General features: G+C 59.8%; 10 protein-coding genes. 4 read left to right on the forward strand and 6 right to left on the reverse strand.

Features of this window, described 5'->3' with window-relative positions; genetic code table 11:
- The first annotated feature begins 209 nt into the window (after positions 1–209).
- Both H3S97_RS02595 and H3S97_RS02600 read left to right on the forward strand, forming a co-directional pair.
- The gene (locus H3S97_RS02595) at positions 210–5,693 is read left to right on the forward strand and encodes an RCC1 domain-containing protein (RefSeq protein WP_198219520.1); all 5,484 of its coding nucleotides are present in this window, start codon (positions 210–212) and stop codon (positions 5,691–5,693) included.
- A gap of 414 nt (positions 5,694–6,107) precedes the next feature.
- Positions 6,108–10,007 (forward strand): RCC1 domain-containing protein, encoded by a 3,900-nt coding sequence (locus H3S97_RS02600; RefSeq protein WP_198219521.1) that lies wholly within the window; start codon positions 6,108–6,110, stop codon positions 10,005–10,007.
- 280 nt (positions 10,008–10,287) lie between these two features.
- Here H3S97_RS02600 and H3S97_RS02605 read toward each other — a convergent pair whose 3' ends face one another.
- Positions 10,288–10,644, reverse strand: a complete 357-nt coding sequence (locus H3S97_RS02605; protein WP_198187887.1) for a chorismate mutase — start codon at positions 10,642–10,644, stop codon at positions 10,288–10,290.
- A 163-nt stretch (positions 10,645–10,807) separates the two neighbouring features.
- Between H3S97_RS02605 and H3S97_RS02610 the strand changes: the two genes are divergently transcribed.
- Positions 10,808–14,563, forward strand: a complete 3,756-nt coding sequence (locus tag H3S97_RS02610; RefSeq protein ID WP_198219522.1) for an RCC1 domain-containing protein — start codon at positions 10,808–10,810, stop codon at positions 14,561–14,563.
- A 160-nt stretch (positions 14,564–14,723) separates the two neighbouring features.
- Here H3S97_RS02610 and rho read toward each other — a convergent pair whose 3' ends face one another.
- The gene (gene rho, locus H3S97_RS02615; protein ID WP_232356216.1) at positions 14,724–16,598 is read right to left on the reverse strand and encodes a transcription termination factor Rho; all 1,875 of its coding nucleotides are present in this window, start codon (positions 16,596–16,598) and stop codon (positions 14,724–14,726) included.
- Positions 16,599–16,820: 222 nt separating this feature from the next.
- Between rho and H3S97_RS02620 the strand changes: the two genes are divergently transcribed.
- The gene (locus H3S97_RS02620; RefSeq protein WP_198178339.1) at positions 16,821–17,483 is read left to right on the forward strand and encodes a TetR/AcrR family transcriptional regulator; all 663 of its coding nucleotides are present in this window, start codon (positions 16,821–16,823) and stop codon (positions 17,481–17,483) included.
- A 60-nt stretch (positions 17,484–17,543) separates the two neighbouring features.
- On the opposite strand, the gene H3S97_RS02625 is transcribed toward H3S97_RS02620, so the two are convergent.
- From H3S97_RS02625 to gatB, 4 genes are all read right to left on the reverse strand, one after another.
- The gene (locus H3S97_RS02625; RefSeq protein WP_198219524.1) at positions 17,544–19,133 is read right to left on the reverse strand and encodes an NAD(P)/FAD-dependent oxidoreductase; all 1,590 of its coding nucleotides are present in this window, start codon (positions 19,131–19,133) and stop codon (positions 17,544–17,546) included.
- 138 nt (positions 19,134–19,271) lie between these two features.
- Positions 19,272–19,586: a DUF2469 domain-containing protein gene (locus tag H3S97_RS02630; protein ID WP_015022511.1), complete on the reverse strand. Its 315-nt coding sequence runs from the start codon at positions 19,584–19,586 to the stop codon at positions 19,272–19,274.
- Positions 19,583–20,743 (reverse strand): GNAT family N-acetyltransferase, encoded by a 1,161-nt coding sequence (locus H3S97_RS02635; protein ID WP_408610418.1) that lies wholly within the window; start codon positions 20,741–20,743, stop codon positions 19,583–19,585. The genes H3S97_RS02630 and H3S97_RS02635 overlap by 4 nt, the downstream gene beginning before the upstream one ends.
- Positions 20,744–20,879: 136 nt before the next feature.
- Complete coding sequence (gatB, locus tag H3S97_RS02640; protein ID WP_154312871.1) at positions 20,880–22,382, reverse strand: Asp-tRNA(Asn)/Glu-tRNA(Gln) amidotransferase subunit GatB; 1,503 nt, start codon at positions 22,380–22,382, stop codon at positions 20,880–20,882.
- Positions 22,383–22,389: the final 7 nt, after the last annotated feature.

The following is a 22,389-nucleotide window of genomic DNA, read 5'->3' on the forward strand; positions in this document are numbered from 1 at the left end:
GCGCTCATACAAAAAGTGCGGCTTCCACAATCAACGGCATGCCTCTTGCAACGAATTTGTCCTGCAAGGGCCTGATCACGACACTATGAACTGCTCGAAGATTGCAATGCTACAGTAGAAGTTATAGAGGGACTTTATTTTAGTGTGCACCGACGCAGATTTTGGGGCTACGACCTGGGGAATCGGCACGTTTGGGGAGGAAGAATCGAATGGGGAATGCTCATGGCATCCGCAGACTGATGACGCTGACAGCCATGATAGGGCTGGCGCTGATCGGAGCATCAACAGGCGCATACGCAACCACAGGCGATACGGCACCTTCGCCTACCACGGAAACGCCCTCTCCCAGCCCGTACAGCAGCGTGAGTCCATTGCTCAGGACGGGCGGCGAAGCACAGGCCGGGGCCGCTGCTCCGACCGCCACACCATCGCCGCTGGCCAGCAACAATCCCTCGCCTTTCGAGTCCATCCAACCGTTCAGTGAGAAAAAGACAGACAAACCCATCAGGAACAGCTCACCGAGAGCCAAGTCGCCACAGACCAGGGATTCATCCTCATATACCCTTACCTTCGAGCCTGACGGGGGCTCGCTGACGTCCGGCTCGCCGGCCTTGAGCCAGACAGTAACCTCAGGCCATCTGGCATCCCCTCCCACCGTCGCCAAATCAGGTTACCTGTTTGACGGATGGTTCCTGAAGGGCTCCGATGTGGCCTATGACTTCGGCAAGCCGGTCACCAGCGCGCAGTCGCTGACGGCCCATTGGTCGTCGGTCAACGACGCCCAGTGGACGACAGCCGACGTCAGCGGCGACGACACCGGGAGCTCGGCAATCACCCTGGTTTCCCCCAAGCCCAGAGGGGTCAGATTCGCACAGGTCAGCACCGGCCACGATCACACCCTGGCCGTAGGCTCGGACGGCCACGTCTACGCCTGGGGAGACAACAGCAGGGGTGAGCTCGGCGACGACACCACAATCAACAGAAACACGCCGGTTCGGATCACCGAGAATGACGCTATCAAGGGAAAGATCTTCGTATCCGTCAGCGCGGGAACCACGTTCTCCATGGCACTGGCCTCGGACGGCACCGTCTACACCTGGGGCAACAACGACCGTGGTGAACTCGGCAACGGCTCCACCACGGATTCCTCAGTGCCGGTAAAGGCGAATCTCAACGCCACCATCACCGCCATCAGTGCCGGATACTGGCATGCCATGGCCCTGTCCTCGGACGGGACGATCTACACATGGGGAGACAATCAATACGGCCAGCTTGGCAACGGGCACACGGGTGTCAACGTCAACCCTTCACCCGCGGCGGTGGCCTCTCCATCCGGCGTCACCTTCACCACCATCAGTGCCGGATATGATTTCCAAACGGCGTTGGACAGCCAAGGTCATGCCTACGCCTGGGGACGCAACCAGGGCGGCCAGCTCAGCATCGGCACGATGGACGGTACCAGCAGCGGTTCCAATGTCTACACTCCTGAGCGCATTCTCGGCGACTCGACCGGTGCCGCAGACAGCACTGTCTACACCGACATCGATGCGGGGTACCTGCACGTCCTGGCACTGAGCAATACAGGCAACGTGAACTACTGGGGCTATCCGCTGACCAAGGGCAATGACGCCAATGCCGACAGCGTTCACTCCTTCTATCCAAGCCAGGTAAGTCTGCCCACAGGAGCGGCGGTGCCTGTCTCGGTCAGCGCCGGGGACTACTCCTCTGCGGTGGTCGACTCCGAGGGCAGCCTGTATATGTTCGGAAGCAATTCCAGCGGTCAGCTGGGCGACGGAACCACAAAGCCTAAATCAACTATGACCGAGGTGAGCCTGACAGGCGTCACAGTCGCCGCATTCGATGTCTGCCGGCACAGCCTGGCCATCGGCTCGGACGGGCTCCCCTACAGCTGGGGGGAAGCGAAAAGCGGCAAGCTGGGACAGGGCAGCAAGGGACCTCAAAGCGGTTCGCAGACCAAGCCTGCAGCGGTCGGCCCACCCCAGATAGATCTGGCCAAGGTGACCTTTGGCAGGACAGATGTAGCAAAGACCGACACCAACAGCCCGATTAGCCGAACTTCAGCAGGCGACGACACCTGGAGTTCAAATACCCCATGGACGGTCACTACCCCGCACCACACTTACGGAACCACCAAGATCAGGATCAACGACGGTCAATGGTCCATTGGCGGTGCTGCACAACAGGGGCAAAGCATTGGCAACTATACATTCACACCCACTGCCCAGAAGGTCACCTTTGATTCGGACGGGGGTTCATCGGCCTCGGACCAGTTCGTCACCGCAGGCAAGCAGGCCTCGCCTCCCACCGTCACCAAGGCAGGCTTCCTGTTCGACGGCTGGTTCGTCAAAGAGGCAGACGGCAGTTCCAATGTGGCCTATGACTTCAGCAGTCCGGTCACCGAACCGCTGAATCTGAAAGCGCATTGGTCTTCGTCAGACATGAAATGGAAAACCTCGGATGCCCTCCATGGCGACGACACCGGGGGCTCCAAAATCACCCTGACTCCCCCCAAGCCCAGAGCAGTGAGATTTGCCCAGGCCAGCGCCGGGCGCTACCACACCCTGGCTGTGGGTTCTGACGGACACGTCTACGCCTGGGGGAATCAGGCCAGCGGCGGACTGGGAAACGGCAAAGACTCAGGCACGGCAACAACGCCGGTGCGGATCACCGAAAATGATGCCATAAAAGGAAAGATCTTCATAGCCGTCAGCGCCGGGGATGCTTATTCCATGGCCCTGGCCTCGGACGGCACGGTCTACACCTGGGGCAGCAACGGCAAGGGACAGCTCGGCAACGGCACTACCGATAATTCCAACGAACCAGTAAAAGCACAGACAGACAATGCCAAAATCACCGCCATCAGCGCAGGACGGGCATATGCCATGGCCCTGGCCTCGGACGGCACGGTCTACACCTGGGGCGACAACACTTACGGCCAGCTCGGCATCGGCAACTATGACAGCCATTCCACCCCTACCAAGGTCACGGCGCTGTCTAACATCACCGCCATCAGCGCAGGATTTACCTCGGGCACGGCCCTGGACAGTCAAGGCCACGCTTGGACTTGGGGCCAGAACGACAAGGGGCAGCTTGGCAACGGCGCCCCTAATGACAGTCCGACACCGACACGTGTCCAAGACCTGGACACCGGACAGCCTGATACCCGGTTCTATATCGCCATCAGCGCAGGCTACCAGCACGTGCTGGCGCTGGATACGGATCATGACCTCTATGGATGGGGTTCCGGCACCGCCATCGGCTCCACCACAGATACCAATGTCAGTACGAGAGGATCCACCGCGATCAGTTTCGGAGCCGATGCTGTCAACATCACCGCCTTCAGCGCAGGCGACGATGGATCGGAAGCCATAGATGACAGCGGAAGGATCTTTACCTGGGGCAAGGAGGGTTACGGCCAGCTGGGCAACGGTGTGAACGATAATACGGCATGGCAAACCAATCCGAAAGCCATCACACTGGCTCAGTCAATAAAGGCTTCCGCAGTGTCCACCTCCAGCCATCACCAGACGGCCATCGGGTCTGACGGATTGCTCTACACCTGGGGATACAGCTACTACAACCAGCTTGGACGAACCGGAGCGACCTCAGTGCCCGGCACCACACAGTCACCGCAGATCACCCTGATTAAGGTCATCTTCGGCACCATGGCCAGCAGCACCAAGCCGGCCACGAATCTGACCCAGACAGGCAAAGACACCTGGGATACAAACCAGGATTGGACCTTTGTCACGCCCGCGTACCCCTACGGCCCCTCCAGCTTCACCATCACATGGACTATTGCCGACGATACCGGAGACTCAAGGCAGACACAGCAGTTCGACTACACCTTCGATCGGACCAAGAAACGCATAACGCTTGACCCTGAGGGAGGCACTGGAGCTGCATGGACGAGCAAGGACATCGAGGAAGGCGAATTGGTACCCCGACAGACCGTGGCCAAAACGGACTTCCTGTTCGACGGGTGGTTCGTCAAAGCGGCTGACGGCAGTTCCAATGTGGCCTACGACTTCGGCAAGCCGGTCACAGACCCGTTGACCCTGGTCGCACACTGGACGCCTTCGACCCCAATGACCGTCGACCCAACCGTCAGTCCGTCCACTGGCGGATACCAGGTCACCATCACTCCACCCTCACAGCGCAGCATCCGTTTCGCCCAGGTCAGTACAGGCAAAAACCATTCCTTGGCTGTCGGCAGCGACGGGAATGCCTACGCCTGGGGAGACAACAGCAGGGGACAGCTCGGTAACGGCAGCAAGGACAGCAGCAAGACACCCGTCCAAGTGAAGAAGCCATCCGACGCAGGTACCGACTTCGCCTACATTCAGGTAAGCGCTGGATATGGATTCTCGCTGGCACTCGGCAGTGACGGCAACGCCTACGCCTGGGGAGACAACAGCAGGGGACAGCTCGGTAACGGCAGCAAGGACAGCAGCAAGACGCCCGTCCAAGTGAAGAAGCCATCCGACGCAGGTACCGACTTCGCATACACCCAGGTAAGTGCAGGAGGCTATCATTCCCTGGCCATCGGCAAGGATCATCAGGTCTACGCCTGGGGAGACAGGAGCAACGGCGGACAGGTGGGCGACGGCAACACGACCGGAAATGCCCCTGCTCCAGTAGCCGTCAACGCAAGCGCCACCAGTCCTGGATTCCAGGCCAGACAGGTCAGTGCGGGATATCAGCACTCTCTGATTATCGGCATAAGCGGGCAAACCTACGCCTGGGGATACGGCGACAGCGGTAGACTGGGCAACAATGCCAAATCCTCACAGGCCACTCCTGTGTCGGTATCGTCACCCGTGCAATACGAGGACGGGTCAACGGGATTCTTCGCCACTCAGGTCAGCGCAGGAGGCTCGCACTCCCTGGCCATTGGCAGAGACGGCAAAGCCTACGCCTGGGGTGCGAATACCGATGGGCGACTGGGTACCGGAGACACCAATGATGCCGCAATACCAACCGCGGTGGCCGATCCCGACGGAGGCAGCGATGGATTCAAACCCACCGAGATCAGCGCCGGAGGATGGTTCTGCGCAGGAATTGACGACAAAGGGCGAATCTACACCTGGGGCAACAACGGTCAAAACGCCCTGGGCAATGTCTCCATCTCAGGATCCATCAGCACATCCCCCGTTTTGGTGAGCAAGGACGGTAGCACCATACAGATCAGTGCAGGCGAGCGCCAAGTCCTGGCCATCGACTCCGACGGCATGGCCTACGGTTGGGGTGACAATGGCGGCAAGCAGCTCGGCACCAATTTGGACAGCGACTCAGTCAAGGCGGCCACCTTGGTCTGCCCGCCGCAATTGACCATCAGCTCGGCCACAGTCGGCACGGATCCGCATACTGCATCGGTTCTTGAACTGACCCGGAGCAGCACAGCCGACACATGGGGATCATGGAATACCTGGACCTTCTATACCCCAGCCTTCAAGGCAGGCCAAACAACAGTCAATATCACCTGGGATGTGGGCCAAGGCAGCTCTCAGACTGAGAGCCTGCCCTTTACCTACAGGGATATTCTGCCCCTGACCGGCAGCCAGGGTCTGCTCGTCATACTGCTTGTAGGACTTTTCGTGACGGTGACAGTCCTGGCAGCGAGGCAACATTACCTGGAAACAGCCCATCAGACCCTAGCCAGCACTCACTGATACCTTATGGCCGATGGCATAGGAGTTGACCCGAGCCATCGGCCATAAGGGCAGGTTTTCTTGTAACTTCGTACTTGAAAACTCTTTATAATGATGATCCGCTAAACAGGATCCTTTCTGACCGCTATCTACTCCTTTGAGGTGACAGACGGCCAGCTAATGCCTTATTGATATAAGCGCAGGTGCTCTGCTAAACTATTTAATGTAATGCCTGTTTCGCAGGCGGCACATTTTCAGCTTCAATCGGGGATTTTGGGCTGGTCTGTGCCTTGGAGGAGGAACTCATGGGGAAGCAACAGCTTATTCGCGGCGTTTTCACGGTATTGACCACGCTCGGCCTATGCGCTGTTGCTGGTTTGACCTGCGCTAACGCGGCTCAGGATTTTGCTCCCGCTTCCCAAGAACAAAGTTCATATGAGAATCGGGGGGGGGGGGGGGTCGAAGTTAAGTATACCTTATTATCCTAATAATGTTGAAGCTGGAACCGAAGATAAAACCACCCATTCGTTTCCGACATCATCTCCTATCCCCTCACCATCCTCCTCGCAACTGAACTCATACTCGCCATTTCCATCATCCCCGACTCTATCGTCCCCTTCTCCTTTGAGTATGCGATCTGCTCCAGTCCCGCAAATCGAATCCAGCTACCAAGTATCGTTCAATACGGCAGGCGGTTCGCCTGGGCCTGAAACGCAAAACCCACAAAGCGGGCAAAATGCCAAACGCCCGGCTGACCCCACCCGTCAGGGCTTCGCCTTCGATGGCTGGTTCAACAATGATGTTGCCTATGACTTCAGCCAGCCCGTCACATCAAATCTGACTCTGACAGCTCATTGGACACCAGTCAAGGGCATCTGGAGCATGAATCCAGACCACGGAAGCACCCAAGGAGGCACCGAGGTGACACTGACGCCTCCTCAGCCTCGAGGCATACGCTTCAGCCAGATCAGTGCAGGAGCATACCACAACCTGGCCTTGGCATCCGACGGAAGCACCTGGGCCTGGGGACTCAACGGCTCCGGGCAACTAGGCAACGGTCAACACGCTACTGGGAATAAGAACATAAGCTATACGGACAATAGCGCCAGTAAGGCAACGCCTGTCAAGATCCAGTCACCAGCCAATATACGTTTTACGAAAGTCTCCGCCGGCTTCTACCACTCCCTGGCCTTGGACAACGACGGTAACGCCTGGGCCTGGGGACTGAACGGAACAGGACAGCTGGGTATCGGCGTTGATCCCGGAACAAGCGCCACTAGCAATTTCAACAATACCGCAGACAAGGATCAGCCCACCAAGGTAGTCATGCCAACTGGAGTTCACTTCACCCATATCAGCGCCGGAGGGGTAGAATCGCTGGCCCTGGACGATCAGGGCAGGGTCTGGGCCTGGGGACTCAACAATGCCGGTCAACTGGGAACAGGGGCGGGAGACAAGAACAATCCGGTACAGAACAAACCTGTTCAGATACGGATTCCCGACGACTCCCGAATAACTGCCATCAGCACCGGTTGGTTCCATTCCCTGGCCTTGGATGAACAGGGCAGGGTCTGGGCCTGGGGACTGAATGGATCAGGCCAAATCGGCAACGGAAAGAATGGCACCAGCTATATGGATGGGAGCGTCAACGCCCCCACTCCTACCCTTTCGCAGTTACCGAATACAGTCGTCATAAAGCAGATTAGTGCCGGAGCCTACTACTCCCTAGCAATCGACAACACAGGACAGGCTTGGGCCTGGGGACTGAATAGTTCAGGCGCACTAGGCAACGGCGCTAAGGGCAGCAAAGGAATCTGGGATGCGGAAAGCACAAGTGCGGATACAAACAAACCAGTTCAAGTTCAGTCACCAATCGGCACCAGGTTCGTGCAAATCAACGCCACCGCCTACCACACCACAGCCATTGACGAGGCAGGTCAAGCCTGGGCCTGGGGACTCAATGGCTCTGGCCAACTAGGCAACGGACAAAGCGGGAGCAACTATATCGACAATTCAGTCAGCGTCGCCAAGCCGAACAAGGTGGAGATGCCCAACAACATCCATGCCGTCCAGATATGTGCTGGATACTCACACTCTATTGCTCTTGGCAGCGATGGGCAGACATACTCATGGGGGTACAATGCCTCTGGCCAATTAGGCAATGGAAATACGATTCAAGGCGGGATCTGGGATGATACCAGCGAGGAAGAGGACACTTCCCATCCAAACCCAGTGCTCTTCCCGGAACCAGCACGTATCACCGGTGCCAAATTTGATGGGATACCCAGTACGACCATCCCATCCAGACAAGCCGATGGGACGTGGAGGATAACATCACCTGCCCACCCCGAGGGACTGGTGAAGCTGGATGTTGACTGGAGTATGGAGGGAACCCGCCCAACCGAGCAATTCGATTACCGCTACCTCTCTGCCACCAAGCACAAGGTCACCTTCATGACCAGCGAAGATTCATCCGCGCCTCCATCCCAGTGGGTTGACGATGGCGGGCAGGCAGTTCGCCCTGTTTCCGATCCCGTCCGAGCAGGCTGGCTATTTGACGGATGGTTTTTAAATGAGGTCGCATACGATTTCGCTGATCCTGTGGTCAGTGATATGACCTTGGCCGCGCATTGGACTAAGGGGGATGGATCATGGAGCACAGATCGCAAGCAAGGGGCAACAACTGGCGGTGACAATGTGATCTTGACACCTCCGGCTGCCCGAGGCATCAAGTTCAGCCAGGTCAGCGGCGGTGATGCCTTCTCCTTGGCCCTTGGCAGCGATGGAGCCTTGTACTCGTGGGGATCGAATGCTAAGGGCCAGCTTGGAATCGGCAGTGCTGGTTCAAAAGACAATTCCGCATTAAGAGACACGCCTACCAGAGTCGCAGCACCCCAGGTGGTACGTTTCATCGCCGTCAGCGCGGGAGGTTTGCATTCTCTGGCCTTGGACAGTTCTGGACAAGCCTGGGCTTGGGGGATGAACGGTTCGGGACAGCTAGGAGACGGCCGAAGCGGTTCGGGACAGCTAGGAGACGGCCGAAGCGGTTCGGGTACCACAGACGATTCAGTCAACAGTACCACTCCTGTAAAAGTCCAAATGCCAATGGGTGTCCGATTTACACGGATTGCCGCCGGCTACTATCACTCCCTGGCCTTGGATGAACAGGGCGGGGTTTGGGCCTGGGGACTGGATGGTGCAGGTCAGCTAGGCGACGGACATCTGGGATCGGACCGAGATGACAATACGGTCATTGCCAAGGTCCCAACTAAAGTGAAGTCACCCACCGGAGTCAAATTCACGCAAATCACCGCTGGAGCATACCACTCACTGGCATTGGATGACACAGGCAAGGTCTGGACCTGGGGACTGAACGGAACGGGACAGTTGGGCAATGGCGAGAATGCCGGGGCTGTTGGTCTTAACTCAAAAAGCAAGAGCGTGCCGACGCGCGTTTCAATGGATGGGAACACCCGAATCACCCAGCTCGCCGCAGGAGCCTACCACTCGCTGGCCTTGGACAACACAGGACAGGTCTGGGCCTGGGGGCTCAATAGCTCAGGTCAGCTGGGTATGGGCACGGGCGCTTCCTCCATATGGGACTATACCAAGGCAAGCTTGAGCAAACCCACAGCGGTCAAGCTGCCTTCCGATGTCACCGCAACCCGCATTGCATCTGGCTACTATCATTCCACTCTCGAAGGCACCGACGGGAAGTGGTACACCTGGGGACTGGACGCGTCAGGCCAATTAGGCGATGGGAGAAACAGCACCTCGTGGCGGGCTAACGATGTCATTACTACCAGCCCGTCATCTCCTCAGACTCTCGCCGGACACGCATTTAACAGACTGGAAGCAGGCGGATACCACACCGTGGGGATCGGCGAAGATGGCGAGCTGTACGCTTGGGGACAGAACAGCTCCGGTCAACTCGGCAACAAAAAGCATGGCGACCCATCTATATGGGACGACCCTTCCACCTATATGAATACCCCCGTAAAGGCTATCTTCCCTGGCGAGCCCAAAGCTGAAAGCGTCACTTTCGGACAGACCCCCAGCCCAGGCACTCCTACTGATCTTCACAATGGCACCTGGCTGGTCACCACTCCCTGGCACGCACCTGAAGAAGTCACTGTCACCATTGCATGGACCCTGAATGGTTCCGCGGAACCGGACGACACCACTAACACTTACAAATACATACAGTTAGGGGTTCTTCCCCTGACTGGGCAGCAAGGCATCATGACCGCTCTTCTAGTCGGACTCATGCTTGCTAGCAGCGGACTGGCCGCCAAACGACATCGCATGAGCCAAAAAGTCCACGGTATCATGTGAACCTGAAGGCGTCCCACTACCATTCTTGACGCGAGTAAGGAAAGTTGGGAGCACACTCAACAATCCCGACACAGGGTGGTCCCGCCAACCCCCAAGTACAACGGGACCACCCCACTACCCCACTATGAATCTACCCTCTATGAATAAGGTCAAATCCCTCTTGAGCTCCATAATTTCACAGGCAGCAAAGGCAAGACTGACGCCTTGATCGCCATATCGGCCAAGAAGCTCAGGCGCCGACCAGTTCGCAGCGCCGGCAAGATTGTGCATTTAAGCCACATCAGCGTGAATTGGCCTGGCTGGCCAACCGCTCGTGGTCGCGCTTGGCAGCGTCGGCCACCAGATGCAAATAGGCCTCGGCCAGATCAGGATCCAGCCCGTAATCATCAGCCTTGTCTCGCAAGGCAGCTACTTGTGTGCTCTCCCGGTGCATATCTGCCGAGGCGAATCCTGCCTGGGCCTTGAGCAACCCAATGCGGTGGGTCACCCTGAACCGCTCGGCCAGCATGGCGACAATGGCGGCATCGATGGTGTCCACATCGGCACGCAGTTCCTCCACCTGGCGGGCGGCCTGGGCCCGTGGACCCCCGCCCTGCGCCTGATCATCGATCACTGTTTCCATTTTCGCATCGCTCATAAGACACCAGTCTAATCAAGCACTCCAGGCGACTGCGCCATGCCCTGCCACCACTGTGACACTGGTGTTATTGTAATGGATGGGATTATTGACTCTTGGGGAGAGTCTCGTTCGCCTACACCTGCCTAGGCAAGTGCCGGACGCATGGGGGAGGATGCCTCACATGAAGATGGTACGTAGTCGTCGCGTCACAGTGCTCGTCAGTCTATGCTGCGTCCTGGTCGCCTGCAGCATGCTCGGCCTGCAGTTTGGCCAGGCAGCGCCGGAATCCAACGGGACCGCAGTCGCAACTCAGGGAACTGGAGCAATTGGTACTGGAGCCAATACTCCCGGACAGATTCCCTCGGTTTCCCCCGGTCCGTCATCATCGCCATCCGGCATTCCCACCCTGGCCAATGGCTCTCGTGCGACGGCAACAGGACAATCAGCGCCTGCTGCCAGCACATCGCCCACCTCGCCGTCCTCGCCTTCGCCCGGCACCGCAGGTTCCCCGGAGCCGACCTCAACCGCCTCTTCCCCATCGAATGCCACCAGCCACACGGTCACTTTCGACTACAACATGCAGTCCGTGGCTCCGACAACTTCGACTGTGGTCGATGGCGCCCAGGTTGCGCGCCCCAGTCCTGAACCCACCCGCCGAGGGTTCGTTCTCGAAGGTTGGTTCGCAGGCAAGGTCGCTTACGACTTCTCCGCTCCTGTGCACACAGACCTGACCCTGAAAGCCAAGTGGGCCCGGGCCGACCAGACCTGGACCATGCAGCCGCAGGAGGGACCAGAATCAGGAGGCACCGGAGTGACCCTTACCCCGCCCCCGCCCTCCGGTGTCCGTTTCAGCCAGGTCAGTGCAGGCATCCGGTTCTCACTGGCTTTGGGATCAGATGGCAACGTCTACGCCTGGGGCTATAATGCTGGTGCTCAGCTGGGCGATGGCACTGTTGTCAACAAGTCAACGCCCATAAGGGTGCCCCGGCCCGAAGAAGTCCGCAATGACAAGGATTTTCGGTTCGTCAGCGTCAACGCTGGTCGGTTCTTCAGCATGGCCCTGGACAACCATGGCACCCTCTGGTCCTGGGGATACAACTATCTGAAGACCTTGGGCAACCCTAATGTGGCTGACAGCGGCATGCATAACTATTCGGAATACCCGGTCAAGGTGATGCTGCCTGAAGGAGCGCCGGCCGGATTCACCTACAAGGCCGTCACCGGCAGTTACAATCACACCCTGGCCATAGGATCGGATGGCAACGTCTATGGCTGGGGAACCTGCAGTGAAGGAGAAACCGGCCGCCATAAGTGCGACGGCATATGCGACTCCACGCCCAGCCTCATCCAGGGATTCGATAAGAACCACAAAATCATAGCTGTACAGGCAGGAATGAACTACTCAACAGCTCTCGACGACGCTGGCACGGTATGGTCATGGGGAAGCAACCTTTACCACCAGTTGGATCCATCCGCCGTCGCGGTCGTAGGAAACTATACGCCGACCAAGATCCACGGCCTTGACAAGGTCCATGTGGTGGCCATCGCAGACGGCTTCGAAAACACCCTGGCCCTGGATGACCAGGGAAGGGTCTGGACCTGGGGGATGAACGAAAACGGCCAGATCGGCAACGGGTCAAGTGCAAGCAAGACCGAGGTGTTCAAAGACCCCGTCCAGGTCAGCTTCCCCCAGGGGACCAGAATCACCGCCATCGCTGGTGGCTGCCATTACGGTTCCAACCATGCCATAGCTCTGGATTCCAATGGCAATATCTGGACCTGGGGCGACAATAGCTACGGACAGATGGGCGACGGCAAAACCTCCGCAGCAGACAGCCCCCAGACCACTCCGGAACGCTTGGAGGATCCGAACCTTGCCGGCCGACACTGGATCAGTATCGACGCTGGCGAGGATTTTAACCTGGCTATCTGCGACGACGGCCTGACCTACAGCTGGGGACGTGACGACGAGGGCCAGCTGGGTCAAGGCACTAGCGGTGATGCCGGCCATAGCCGACCCTCCGCGGTCGCCTTCCCCTGGCCGGCAAAACTGACCGGACTCCAATTCGACACTACGGATATCACCACCGGAATGCAGGCGCAAAAGAACGGGACCTGGACGGCCACCACCCCGCCGCACGCCCCAGGGCTAGTGGATGTGGCCCTGACATGGACCTTGAACGATCAAGAACAGACCCTGGTCCACCTGCCCTTCCGCTACCTGGCGCGCGGGGTGACCGTAACCTTCCAGTCGCAAAGCGATTCACCAGCGCCTCCCAGCCAGAGTCTGGAAGCGGGAGAGCGGGCAATCCGCCCAAGTGCTGACCCGACCAAGGCCGGCTATCGCTTCGATGGCTGGTTCCTAGGCAAGACCGCCTACGACTTCTCCAAGCCAGTCACCAGTTCCATGACGCTCAAGGCCCACTGGAGCCCTGAGAATCAGAACTGGAGCATGACCCCGGACCATGGAACCGAGATGGGCGGGACGAAGGTCACCCTGACGCCGCCAGCCCTGCGGGGCATTCGCTTCAGCCAGGTCAGTGCCGGTTCCCACTGGTCCCTGGCCCTAGGGTCCGATGGGAAGGCCTACGCCTGGGGCAAGAACAACAGAGGCCAGCTGGGCAATGCGAACATCGCCAGGGGCGGCACCAGCACCATGCCGGTCCGAGTGGACATGCCCGAGAAAGCGGAAGCCAGCTTCGTCTTCACCCAGGTCAGCGCGGGCCGCGACTATGGCCTCGCTCTGGGATCCGATGGAAAGGTCTATGCCTGGGGCAACAACGATGTCGGCCAGCTGGGCGACTCCACCCTGAATGCCCAAAGCCGGCCCCACCTTGTACCCGGCCTGCCGGCCAAGATCCGGTCCATCAGTGCAGGCGGCGGACATGCCTTGGCTCTGGATTCCCAGGGACGAGTCTGGTCCTGGGGTGCCAACCAGTACGGGCAGCTGGGCCTGGATAACGCCGGTGGCGATACCGTCTCGCCAGACGGGCGAACCAGCCCTGCCATGGTGACCGGAATCCCGACGACCATAACGGCAATCAGCGCCGGAAGCCGGTATTCACTGGCCATGACCGTGGATGGACAAGTCTACGCCTGGGGCACCAATGATTCCGGCCAGCTGGGCGATCCCAGCCTGCCGGTCAATGCCGACGGCGCCAACCCCACACCGTCTGCCGTTCAAGGACTGACGGGCGAGATGAGCGCCATCAGCGCCGGAGACCACCAGGCTCTGGCCCTGGATTCCCAAGGACGCATTTGGGCTTGGGGACAGGTCAAGGGCGAGAACAAGAAAACCCCTGCCCTATTGACCCTTCCCGACGGACTGCCGACCGGATTTGCCATTACACAGATCAGTGCCGGCACCGGAGAATCCTCCGCTTTGGGCTCCGACGGACGGATCCTGACCTGGAGCAATGCCGCAGAAGGGACTGATCCCGCATTCTTGGCCAAACCCAAGGACGTGCCTGCAGATTTCAGCTTCACTGCCGTCTGCACGGGCGACCCGAGCTCACTGGCCCTGGGCTCCGACGGTCTGGCCTATGGATGGGGCGCCGACGATTCCGGTCAGCTGGGTGACGATCAGTCCGGACCGGACCTGAACAGCAAGACGCCGCAGGCTGTCGTGATCAGAAGCCTGGTCAAAGCGGTCACTTTCGCGGGACTGTCTGCAGAAGGAACACCGCAGTACCAGAATGGCGCCTGGTTGGTACTCACTCCACGCTACAGGCCCGGACAGGTGGATACGGTCATTCAATGGAGCCTGGTCGGCGTGGACCAGCAGGATCAGACCCTGCCCTACACCTACGATCAGTTGGCCGTCCTGCCCCTGACCGGCAGCACCGGCATAATCTTGCTGGTCATGGCTGGCTTGCTGGCCATGGGAGCTGTTATGGCTGCCAGATTCCAGCGGCGGGAAAACAAGATGACAGCATGACAGAGCGGAGACGAATCTATGAAGAACCAGGACTGACAGGCTTCGAATAGATCATGGTCCTAAACGACTGTCTTGTTTCGGCGCTGCTTATGCATTGGGCCCCACCCGCGAAATGAATCGCGGATGGGGCCCAATAAACATGTCAGGCGTCAGGCCCGAGTCACTTCTGCGCCAGCATGGACTGGTTGATGGCCGCCAGGAAGTCTCGGTTGGTGGCGGTCTTCTTCAGCCTGGGCACCAGGGTCTGGTAGGCCTGCTCGGTCTCCATACCGCCCAGGAGGCGACGTAGCCGATAGACCACGGCCAGCTCCTCGGGGGCAGTAATCAGCTCTTCACGCCGGGTGCCGGAGGCATTGATGTCAATGGCGGGGAACATGCGCTTATCGGCCAGATCCCTGGTCAGTCTCAGCTCCATGTTGCCGGTGCCCTTGAACTCCTCGAAGATGACCTCGTCCATCTTGGATCCGGTCTCCACCAGGGCCGAGGAGATGATGGTCAGAGAGCCGCCGTTCTCGATGTTGCGGGCGGCGCCGAAGAAGCGCTTGGGCGGATAGAGGGCCTGCGCGTCCACGCCGCCGGAGAGGATACGGCCGGAGGCGGGGGCCGAGATGTTGTAGGCGCGGGCCAGGCGGGTCATGGAATCCAGAAGGACCACCACATCCTGCCCCAGCTCCACCAGGCGCTTGGCCCGTTCGATGGCCAGCTCGGCCACGGTGGTGTGATCGCTGGCAGGGCGGTCGAAGGTGGAGGAGATGACCTCGCCCTGGACCGTGCGCTCCATGTCGGTGACCTCCTCGGGCCGCTCGTCCACCAGGACCACCATCAGGTGCACCTCGGGATTGTTGGCGGTGATGGAGTTGGCGATGGACTGCAGGGTCAAGGTCTTGCCGGCCTTGGGCGGCGAAACGATCAGACCGCGCTGACCCTTGCCGATGGGGGCGACGATGTCGATCAGACGACCGGTGATGTTCTTGGGCTGGGTCTCCATCCGCATGCGCTCCTGCGGGTAGAGGGGGGTCAGCTTGTTGAAGTGGGGCCGTCCTGCAGCGTCCTCCACGCTCATACCGTTGATGGTATCGATGGCCTGCAGAGGAACGAACTTCTGCCGCTGATTGCGGTGCTCGCCCTCGCGGGGGGGACGGATGGAGCCGTGCACGGCATCGCCCTTGCGCAGGCCGTACTTCTTGACCTGGCCCATGGAGATGTAGACGTCGTTGGGGCCGGGCAGGTAACCGGAGGTGCGAACGAAGGCATAGGAGTCCAGCACATCCACAATGCCTGCCACGGGGACCAGATCCTCGGGCTTGAAGTTCTCCCTGGGCTCATAGTCACGATCCCGGCCGTTGCTGCGATGGTTGTTGCGGTTGCGCCGGTCATTGCGATCGTTGCGGTCATTGCGATCGCCCCGGTTCCGGCGATCATAGCCGTTATGACGGTAGTCACGGCCTTCCTCGCCGCGATCCTCGTAGCTGCGTCGACGGGGCCGGTCATTCCGTGAGGGCAGTGCCGCCAGAATGTCGTCCAGATTGCGCACAGAACCGGAACCGGAGCCTGCGCGCTCATCATCATGCTCCCGCTCGCTCCGACCACGGTTGGTGTGGGAGCCTCGGGATGAATCCGTGTTGCGGTGACGGCGACGGGATATGACCACGTTCTCCTCGTCGGCCACCGTATGGGGGAAGCGGGTCCGGCGCTCGCTATGGCCGCTCTTATGATCGTCAATGCCCAAAACATCGAAGAGGTCTCCGACAGGACGATCGTCCTTGGATTCCTCGGATTCCTTGGTATCCGTGGTCTCCGGTCCGCCTTCCGCGGAGGACTTCGCCTCCTGCTTCGTCGACTGCTGCTGATCGGCGGCCTGGCCCCCCTTGGCCACGGCGGCCGCAGCCTTGGGCTTACCAACGGTTACTCCCTCAGGGGCCTTGCCGCCCGAGCGTGCCGCCTCGATCGTCTCGATCAGGACAGGCTTGCGCATGCCGGAAATACCGCGCAACCCCAGCTGCCTGGCCAATTCCTTGAGTTCGGGCAGCTTCATGGAATGAATATCTTGGCTTGTTGCCACTGTTGTAATGCCTTTCCTTCGCTATGCCTAATTAGGCTAGGCAAATAGCTTGAGAATAGTGCGGGGGTACCGCTCGTGAAAATTCGATGCCGACTCGGCTTATCGAACTTCCATAAGCCTACAACGTGCGGCCGACGGGTGCAAGAATCGGCCTGCGTGTCCAGAAATTCATGGGTAAGCCTCTAGACTGGGCGTATGAATGATCGATCATCTCTGCGTGAGCAACGGCGGAGCGAATTCGTAACCACCGCCATGCGGGTCTTCGACCGCAAAGGCGCTGCGAACACCTCCCTGCGCGATGTAATCCACGCCATGAACCACGGCAAGGGCGTGGGCATGAGCGTCTTCTATTACTACTTCAAATCCAAGGACGACCTGATAGATGCCTGCGTGCGCACCTACCTGGCCTCCTACGTGGACAATGTGGTCGACATTCTGCAGAATCCTGACCTGAGCGTTCAAGAGGCTTTGGACGACATCTGCCCGCACCTGATAAGGGCCATCTGGAAGATGGATGTCATCTTCGCGGATAAGGCCAACTGGTACAACTACCTGAGCACCAACAGCAATGTAATGGAGGGCTTCGTCAGGCAGATCATCGACCCCTTGACCAAGGCCCTGGACCGCTGGCTGGATCGGGGCGACCTGCCGCAGACCCAGCTGATCCAAATAGCCGGCACCCGTACTGTGGCGTGGCTGATGGCCGACGGGCTCTCGTCCATCGTCAGCAATGGCAGAGGGGCGGCAGGTCATCCGCAGATCAGAGAGTTGGTCCGCCAGCGTGTCCGCGAAAGCGTGGCCTTCTTCTCGCAGCTGCTGGGCCTGCCCCTGAAGGCGCCAGCTATAGCCCTGTCGTGAATGACAAAGCCTCCGGCCCTGCGGTCGGAGGCTTGAAGGGAAACGAAGGCCGTGGCCTGCCTACTTCTGTTCGTGGTAGGACTTCTCGGTGTTGACGTTCCAGACGTTGGACTTGTCGGTACGCCCCGATTTGATGTTGGCCACGGCTTCCATGGATGTGGCCATGGAGTGATCCTGGTTGTTGTAGTGGTGCTGCCCGTTGCGGCCCACGCAGTAGAGGTTGCCGAAGGAGTCCAGCCAATTGACCAGCTCGGGCATCTGGGCGTAGGTGTCGAAGTAGGCCGGGTAGGCCTTGACCACCCGCTCCCGGTGCGAATCCAGCACGTCGGCAGGTCCGTTGATGATGCCCATCCGGGTCAGCTCCTTGATGGCGAAGTCAGTGGTCTCCTGATCGCTCATGCTCCAGAAGTCATCACCCTCCTTGCAGAAATACTCCAGGCCAATCCAGACAGTGCCGTCCACATTCTTGACCATGTAGGGGCTCCAGTTGTTGAAAATCTGGATGCGGCCCATCTTGTAGCCTGGGTCCTGCACATAGATCCAGCAGTCGGGAACGATGGGCGGGTCGCCCAGGGTCTTGATGGAGGTGGTGTTGCGGATGCGCAGGTGGCGCACCAGCAGGCCAACGGTCACGAAGTCGCGGTAGGGCAGGCCCTGAGCCACCCTGACCATCTCCTTGTCAGTGGAGGGCTCCTCGTGGGCGATGGCCTCCACCAGGTCCTTGATGGGCATGGAGGAGATGATCTGATCAGCCTTCAGGGTCACCTCCTTGCCATCAGCGTTGCGATAGACCACACCGGTCATGTGGCCGTCTTGCTGGGTCAGTCCGATCACACGGGCATCGGTGATCACGTGGACTCCGTGCTCCACATTGCGTCGCTCCACGGTCTCCCAGAGCTGCCCCGGACCCAGCTTGGGGTACCAGAACTCCTCGATCAGGCTGGTCTCGACCTGATGGGCGTCGCGCTTCTTGGGCAGCAGCTTCTGGAAGGCGTTCTTGAGCACGCCCATGATGCTGAGCCCCTTGACCCGCTGGGCGCCCCAGTCGGCGCTGATCTCGCGGGGGTGACGGCCCCAAAGCTTTTCGGTGTAGCCCTCGAAGAACATGGAGTAGAGCTTGCGACCGAAGCGGTTGATATAGAAGTTTTCCAGATTGTCTTCGGGCAGCTTGTGGACGACGGACTTCAGGTAGCTGAATCCGGCCTGCATGGTCAGCTTGAAGCCCATAGCTCTAAGTGTATTGAGCGTCAAGGAGATGGGATAGTCGAAGAAGTGGTGGTTCCAGTAGATCCTGGAGACGCGGTGACGCTTGAGCATGACCCGGTCGGTCTTCTCCGGGTCGGGGCCGCCGGGCTCCAGGTCGTGGTGGCGACCAAGCTTTTTATCGTCATAGGAGGGCGCACCCTGCAGGGGCAGGACCTCCTTCCACCAGTCCATGATCCGGTCATCCTTGGAGAAGAACCGATGGCCGCCGATGTCCATGCGGTTGCCGTTGTGTCGGACCGTACGGGAGATGCCGCCAAAAGCGTTGGTGGCCTCCAGCACAGTGACGTCATAGCGCTCGTCGCCGCCGTCCTTGACCAGTTCCCATGCCGCTGTCAAGCCGGCGGGCCCTCCGCCGATGACAACCACGGACTGTTTGCGCTCCATGCCAACCTCCTGAAAACCGTATGAAATCATCACCACTGTACCCGGCTCGTCCCCAGTCAGATGCTACCGAGCGACTTCCCACACGAATTCCCGCCATTGCGTGGAACAAACGTGATGATGCTCGCCCTCACGCGCTGTCTAGCCCAGCGAGTCAGGGATATCGATGTCCGTCTTCTGCACTTCCTCCACATTGACGTCTTTGAAAGTGACGATCCGGACGTTCTTGACGAACCGGCTGGACCGGTAGACATCCCAGACCCAAGCATCGGTCAGTCGGACGTCAAAGTAGACGTCCTGCCCAGCGGATCGGACGTTGAAGTCCACCTTGTTGGCCAGGTAGAACCGCCGTTCGGTCTCGACCACGTAGGTGAACAGCTTGATCACGTCACGGTACTCGCGATACAAGGCCAATTCGGCATTGGTCTCGTAGTTGTCGAGATCCTCAGCACTCATCGACTACCTCCATTCGCGCGATCACGGCCATGGCCAAGCGTACGCCACCAGGCGCGCTTGGATCGCTTGGCCTCAGCCGACCCGTAGGCCCAATCCGACGCTGTATGCTCCTCGCCAGACTGCTCGGCAACGGGTTCTTCGGAACCGGACTTCTTCCCCGCATCCTTGGCGTCCGTCTGACCAGGGCCCGCCGTCTTGTCAGTCCTGCTGTTGGAGCCTGCATGGTCCTCAGCAGGTTTCCCTGAATGTGAACTACTTTTCGGGGACGGATTGGCTTGGTCACCTGATGTCTGTGAATTCTGGGATGCCGGAGTGGACTCCCCGGACTCGGACCCGCTTATGTCGCCATCCTCATCCGCGGTGTACCCGTGTGCGACAAGGGCTTCGGCCACACCGGGATTTTCACGGATAACATGCATGCCGAAAGCATTCAAAGAACGGATGGGATCGTACTCGTCGACCAGGGCATCCATGACGATCTGATCCTGATACTTGCCGTTCTCGGCGTCCCAGAGCGCATCACGGGAGGTGCCCGAGATCATGAATCCCAGGGACTGATAGACGGAGATCGAGCGGGTGTTTTTCTCTGGCACAGCCACCCAGATCCGGTGCAGGCCCAGCCCTGTAGGAGCAGCCGCGTACCCGTAGGTCATGATTCTGGGCATGGCATCCCGGGAGTAGCCGCGTCCGCGGAAGTGCCTGCCCAGGACCACCTGGATCCTGGCCGAACGGGACCAGCCGTCCACGTCGATCAGGAAGATCATGCCGATGACCCCCTTGGTGGCATCAGCATCGGGAGAGCCGTCCTGGTCGGTGTCCGCGTCAGTGACCATGGCCCAGGCCAGGGTGCGGCGGGACTCGGGATCGCCCACACCCGAATCACGGGCAGCCAGGCCCTTGGACCAGGCCACCGACCGACGCACCCAGGCATTGACCACGGCTCGTTCGGCACTAGGCCCCTTACCGGTGATGCCGGTGGAATTGTAGAAAGCCTCCAACTGGTCCATTGCCGTCAGATCGGCGATGACGGCCGGCCGCAGGTGCAACATTTCGCCGCGGATGTAGGGAATCTCGATCCGGTCGGGCAGCTGTCTGTTCGCTGCGTCTTCGGATCCCTCGGATTGCGTTTGCGGTTGGTCATTGCCCCTGCCGCTCATAGACATCACGTCACCTCCATGATCGCCACCTTGCGATGGCAATCAATTGTAATCCCTCGCCCCTGGGAAAACCATGAGAAGCCAGGCAATCCGCCGGTCCGAACCCGATGGGACCGGGCCGGCGGACCGGGCGCGGTCAGGACTTGGCGATGCGCTCCATGACGATCTTGCTGACCGCCTTGGCATCGGCCTGACCCTTGGTGGCCCGCATGACCGCTCCGATAATAGCGCCCATGGGCTTCATATTGCCGCCCTTGAGCTTGGCCACGATGTCCGGGTTGTCCTTGAGGGCCTGATCGACGGCTGCATCCAGGGCCCCGTCATCCGAGACCACCTGGTAGCCGTGCTTCTTGACGACCTCGGCCGGCTTGCCCTCGCCTGCCAACACGCCGGAGACGGTCTGCTTGGCCAGCTTGTCATTGAGCTTGCCATCAGCGATCAGCTGCTCCACATCAGCGACATCCTGAGCCGAAATGGGCAGCTCCTGCAGGCTGACCCCACGGGCGTTAGCTTCGCGGGAGATCTCGCCCAGCCACCACTTACGGGCTCCGGCAGCTGTGGCGCCGGCCTTGACCGTATCCTCGATCAGATCCACGGCATCGGCGTTGACCGCGTCCTGCATCTGCCGGTCCGTGAAGTCCCACTCCTTCTTGAGACGGGCGCGACGTTCGCGCGGCATCTCAGGCATCTGGGCCCTGAGCTCTTCGATATGATCCTTGGTCACATGGACCATGACCAGGTCAGGGTCAGGGAAGTAGCGGTAATCGTTGGCATCGGTCTTGACCCGGCCGCCGGCAGTGGTCTGTGTGGACTCGTCCCAGTGGCGGGTTTCCTGCAGCACCTCCCCACCGGACTCCAGCAGGGCGGCCTGACGGCGGATCTCATAGGTCAGGGTCTTCTCGATGCCCTTGAAGGTGTTGACATTCTTGGTCTCCGACCGGGTCCCCAGAGGGGCATCCGGCCCGGCGTGCAGGGAGACGTTGACGTCGGCACGCATGTTGCCCTGCTCCATCCGGGCGTGGGAGATGCCCAGGGCCCGGACGATGTCTCTGATGGCCCGGACGTAGGCCCCGGCCACCTCGGGGGTACGCGCCCCGGCACCCTCGATGGGCTTGGTCACGATCTCGACCAGGGGGACACCGGCACGGTTGTAGTCCACCAGAGAGTGGTCGGCGCCTTCGATACGGCCATCGGCCCCGCCCACGTGCGTGTTCTTGCCGGCGTCGTCCTCCACATGGGCCCGCTCGATGGGCACACGGAAGATGCTGCCGTCGTCCAGCTCCACATCCAGGTAGCCCTCGCCATTCAGGGGCTTGTCATACTGGGAGATCTGGTAGTCGCGCGGCATGTCCGGGTAGAAGTAGTTCTTCCTGGCGAATTGGCTCCACTCGTTGACCTTGCAGTGCAGGGCCAGGCCCAGTTTGACCGCATAGTCGATGGCGGTCTTGTTGACCACGGGCAGGCTGCCGGGCAGGCCCAGGGAGACCGGGGTCAGCTGGGTGTTGGGTTCGCCGCCGAACTCGATATGGGCCGGGCAGAAGAGCTTGGTGTTGGTGCAGAGCTCGACATGGACCTCCAGGCCGAACACCGGGTCGTACTTGGCCACGGCATCGGCGTACTTCATAAGTTTTTCAGCCATTGTGATT

Origin of the sequence: Bifidobacterium choladohabitans (genome assembly GCF_016102005.1) — a bacterium.
Lineage (GTDB): Bacteria > Actinomycetota > Actinomycetes > Actinomycetales > Bifidobacteriaceae > Bombiscardovia > Bombiscardovia choladohabitans.

Excerpts from the sequence above, each read along its gene's own strand:
- H3S97_RS02595 (WP_198219520.1), top strand. The coding sequence starts at position 210 with ATGGGGAATGCTCATGGCATCCGCAGACTGATGACGCTGACAGCCATG.
- H3S97_RS02600 (WP_198219521.1), top strand. The coding sequence starts at position 6,108 with ATGAGAATCGGGGGGGGGGGGGGGTCGAAGTTAAGTATACCTTATTAT.
- H3S97_RS02605 (WP_198187887.1), bottom strand. The coding sequence starts at position 10,644 with ATGAGCGATGCGAAAATGGAAACAGTGATCGATGATCAGGCGCAGGGC.
- H3S97_RS02610 (WP_198219522.1), top strand. The coding sequence starts at position 10,808 with ATGAAGATGGTACGTAGTCGTCGCGTCACAGTGCTCGTCAGTCTATGC.
- rho (WP_232356216.1), bottom strand. The coding sequence starts at position 16,598 with ATGAAGCTGCCCGAACTCAAGGAATTGGCCAGGCAGCTGGGGTTGCGC.
- H3S97_RS02620 (WP_198178339.1), top strand. The coding sequence starts at position 16,821 with ATGAATGATCGATCATCTCTGCGTGAGCAACGGCGGAGCGAATTCGTA.
- H3S97_RS02625 (WP_198219524.1), bottom strand. The coding sequence starts at position 19,133 with ATGGAGCGCAAACAGTCCGTGGTTGTCATCGGCGGAGGGCCCGCCGGC.
- H3S97_RS02630 (WP_015022511.1), bottom strand. The coding sequence starts at position 19,586 with ATGAGTGCTGAGGATCTCGACAACTACGAGACCAATGCCGAATTGGCC.
- H3S97_RS02635 (WP_408610418.1), bottom strand. The coding sequence starts at position 20,743 with ATGAGCGGCAGGGGCAATGACCAACCGCAAACGCAATCCGAGGGATCC.
- gatB (WP_154312871.1), bottom strand. The coding sequence starts at position 22,382 with ATGGCTGAAAAACTTATGAAGTACGCCGATGCCGTGGCCAAGTACGAC.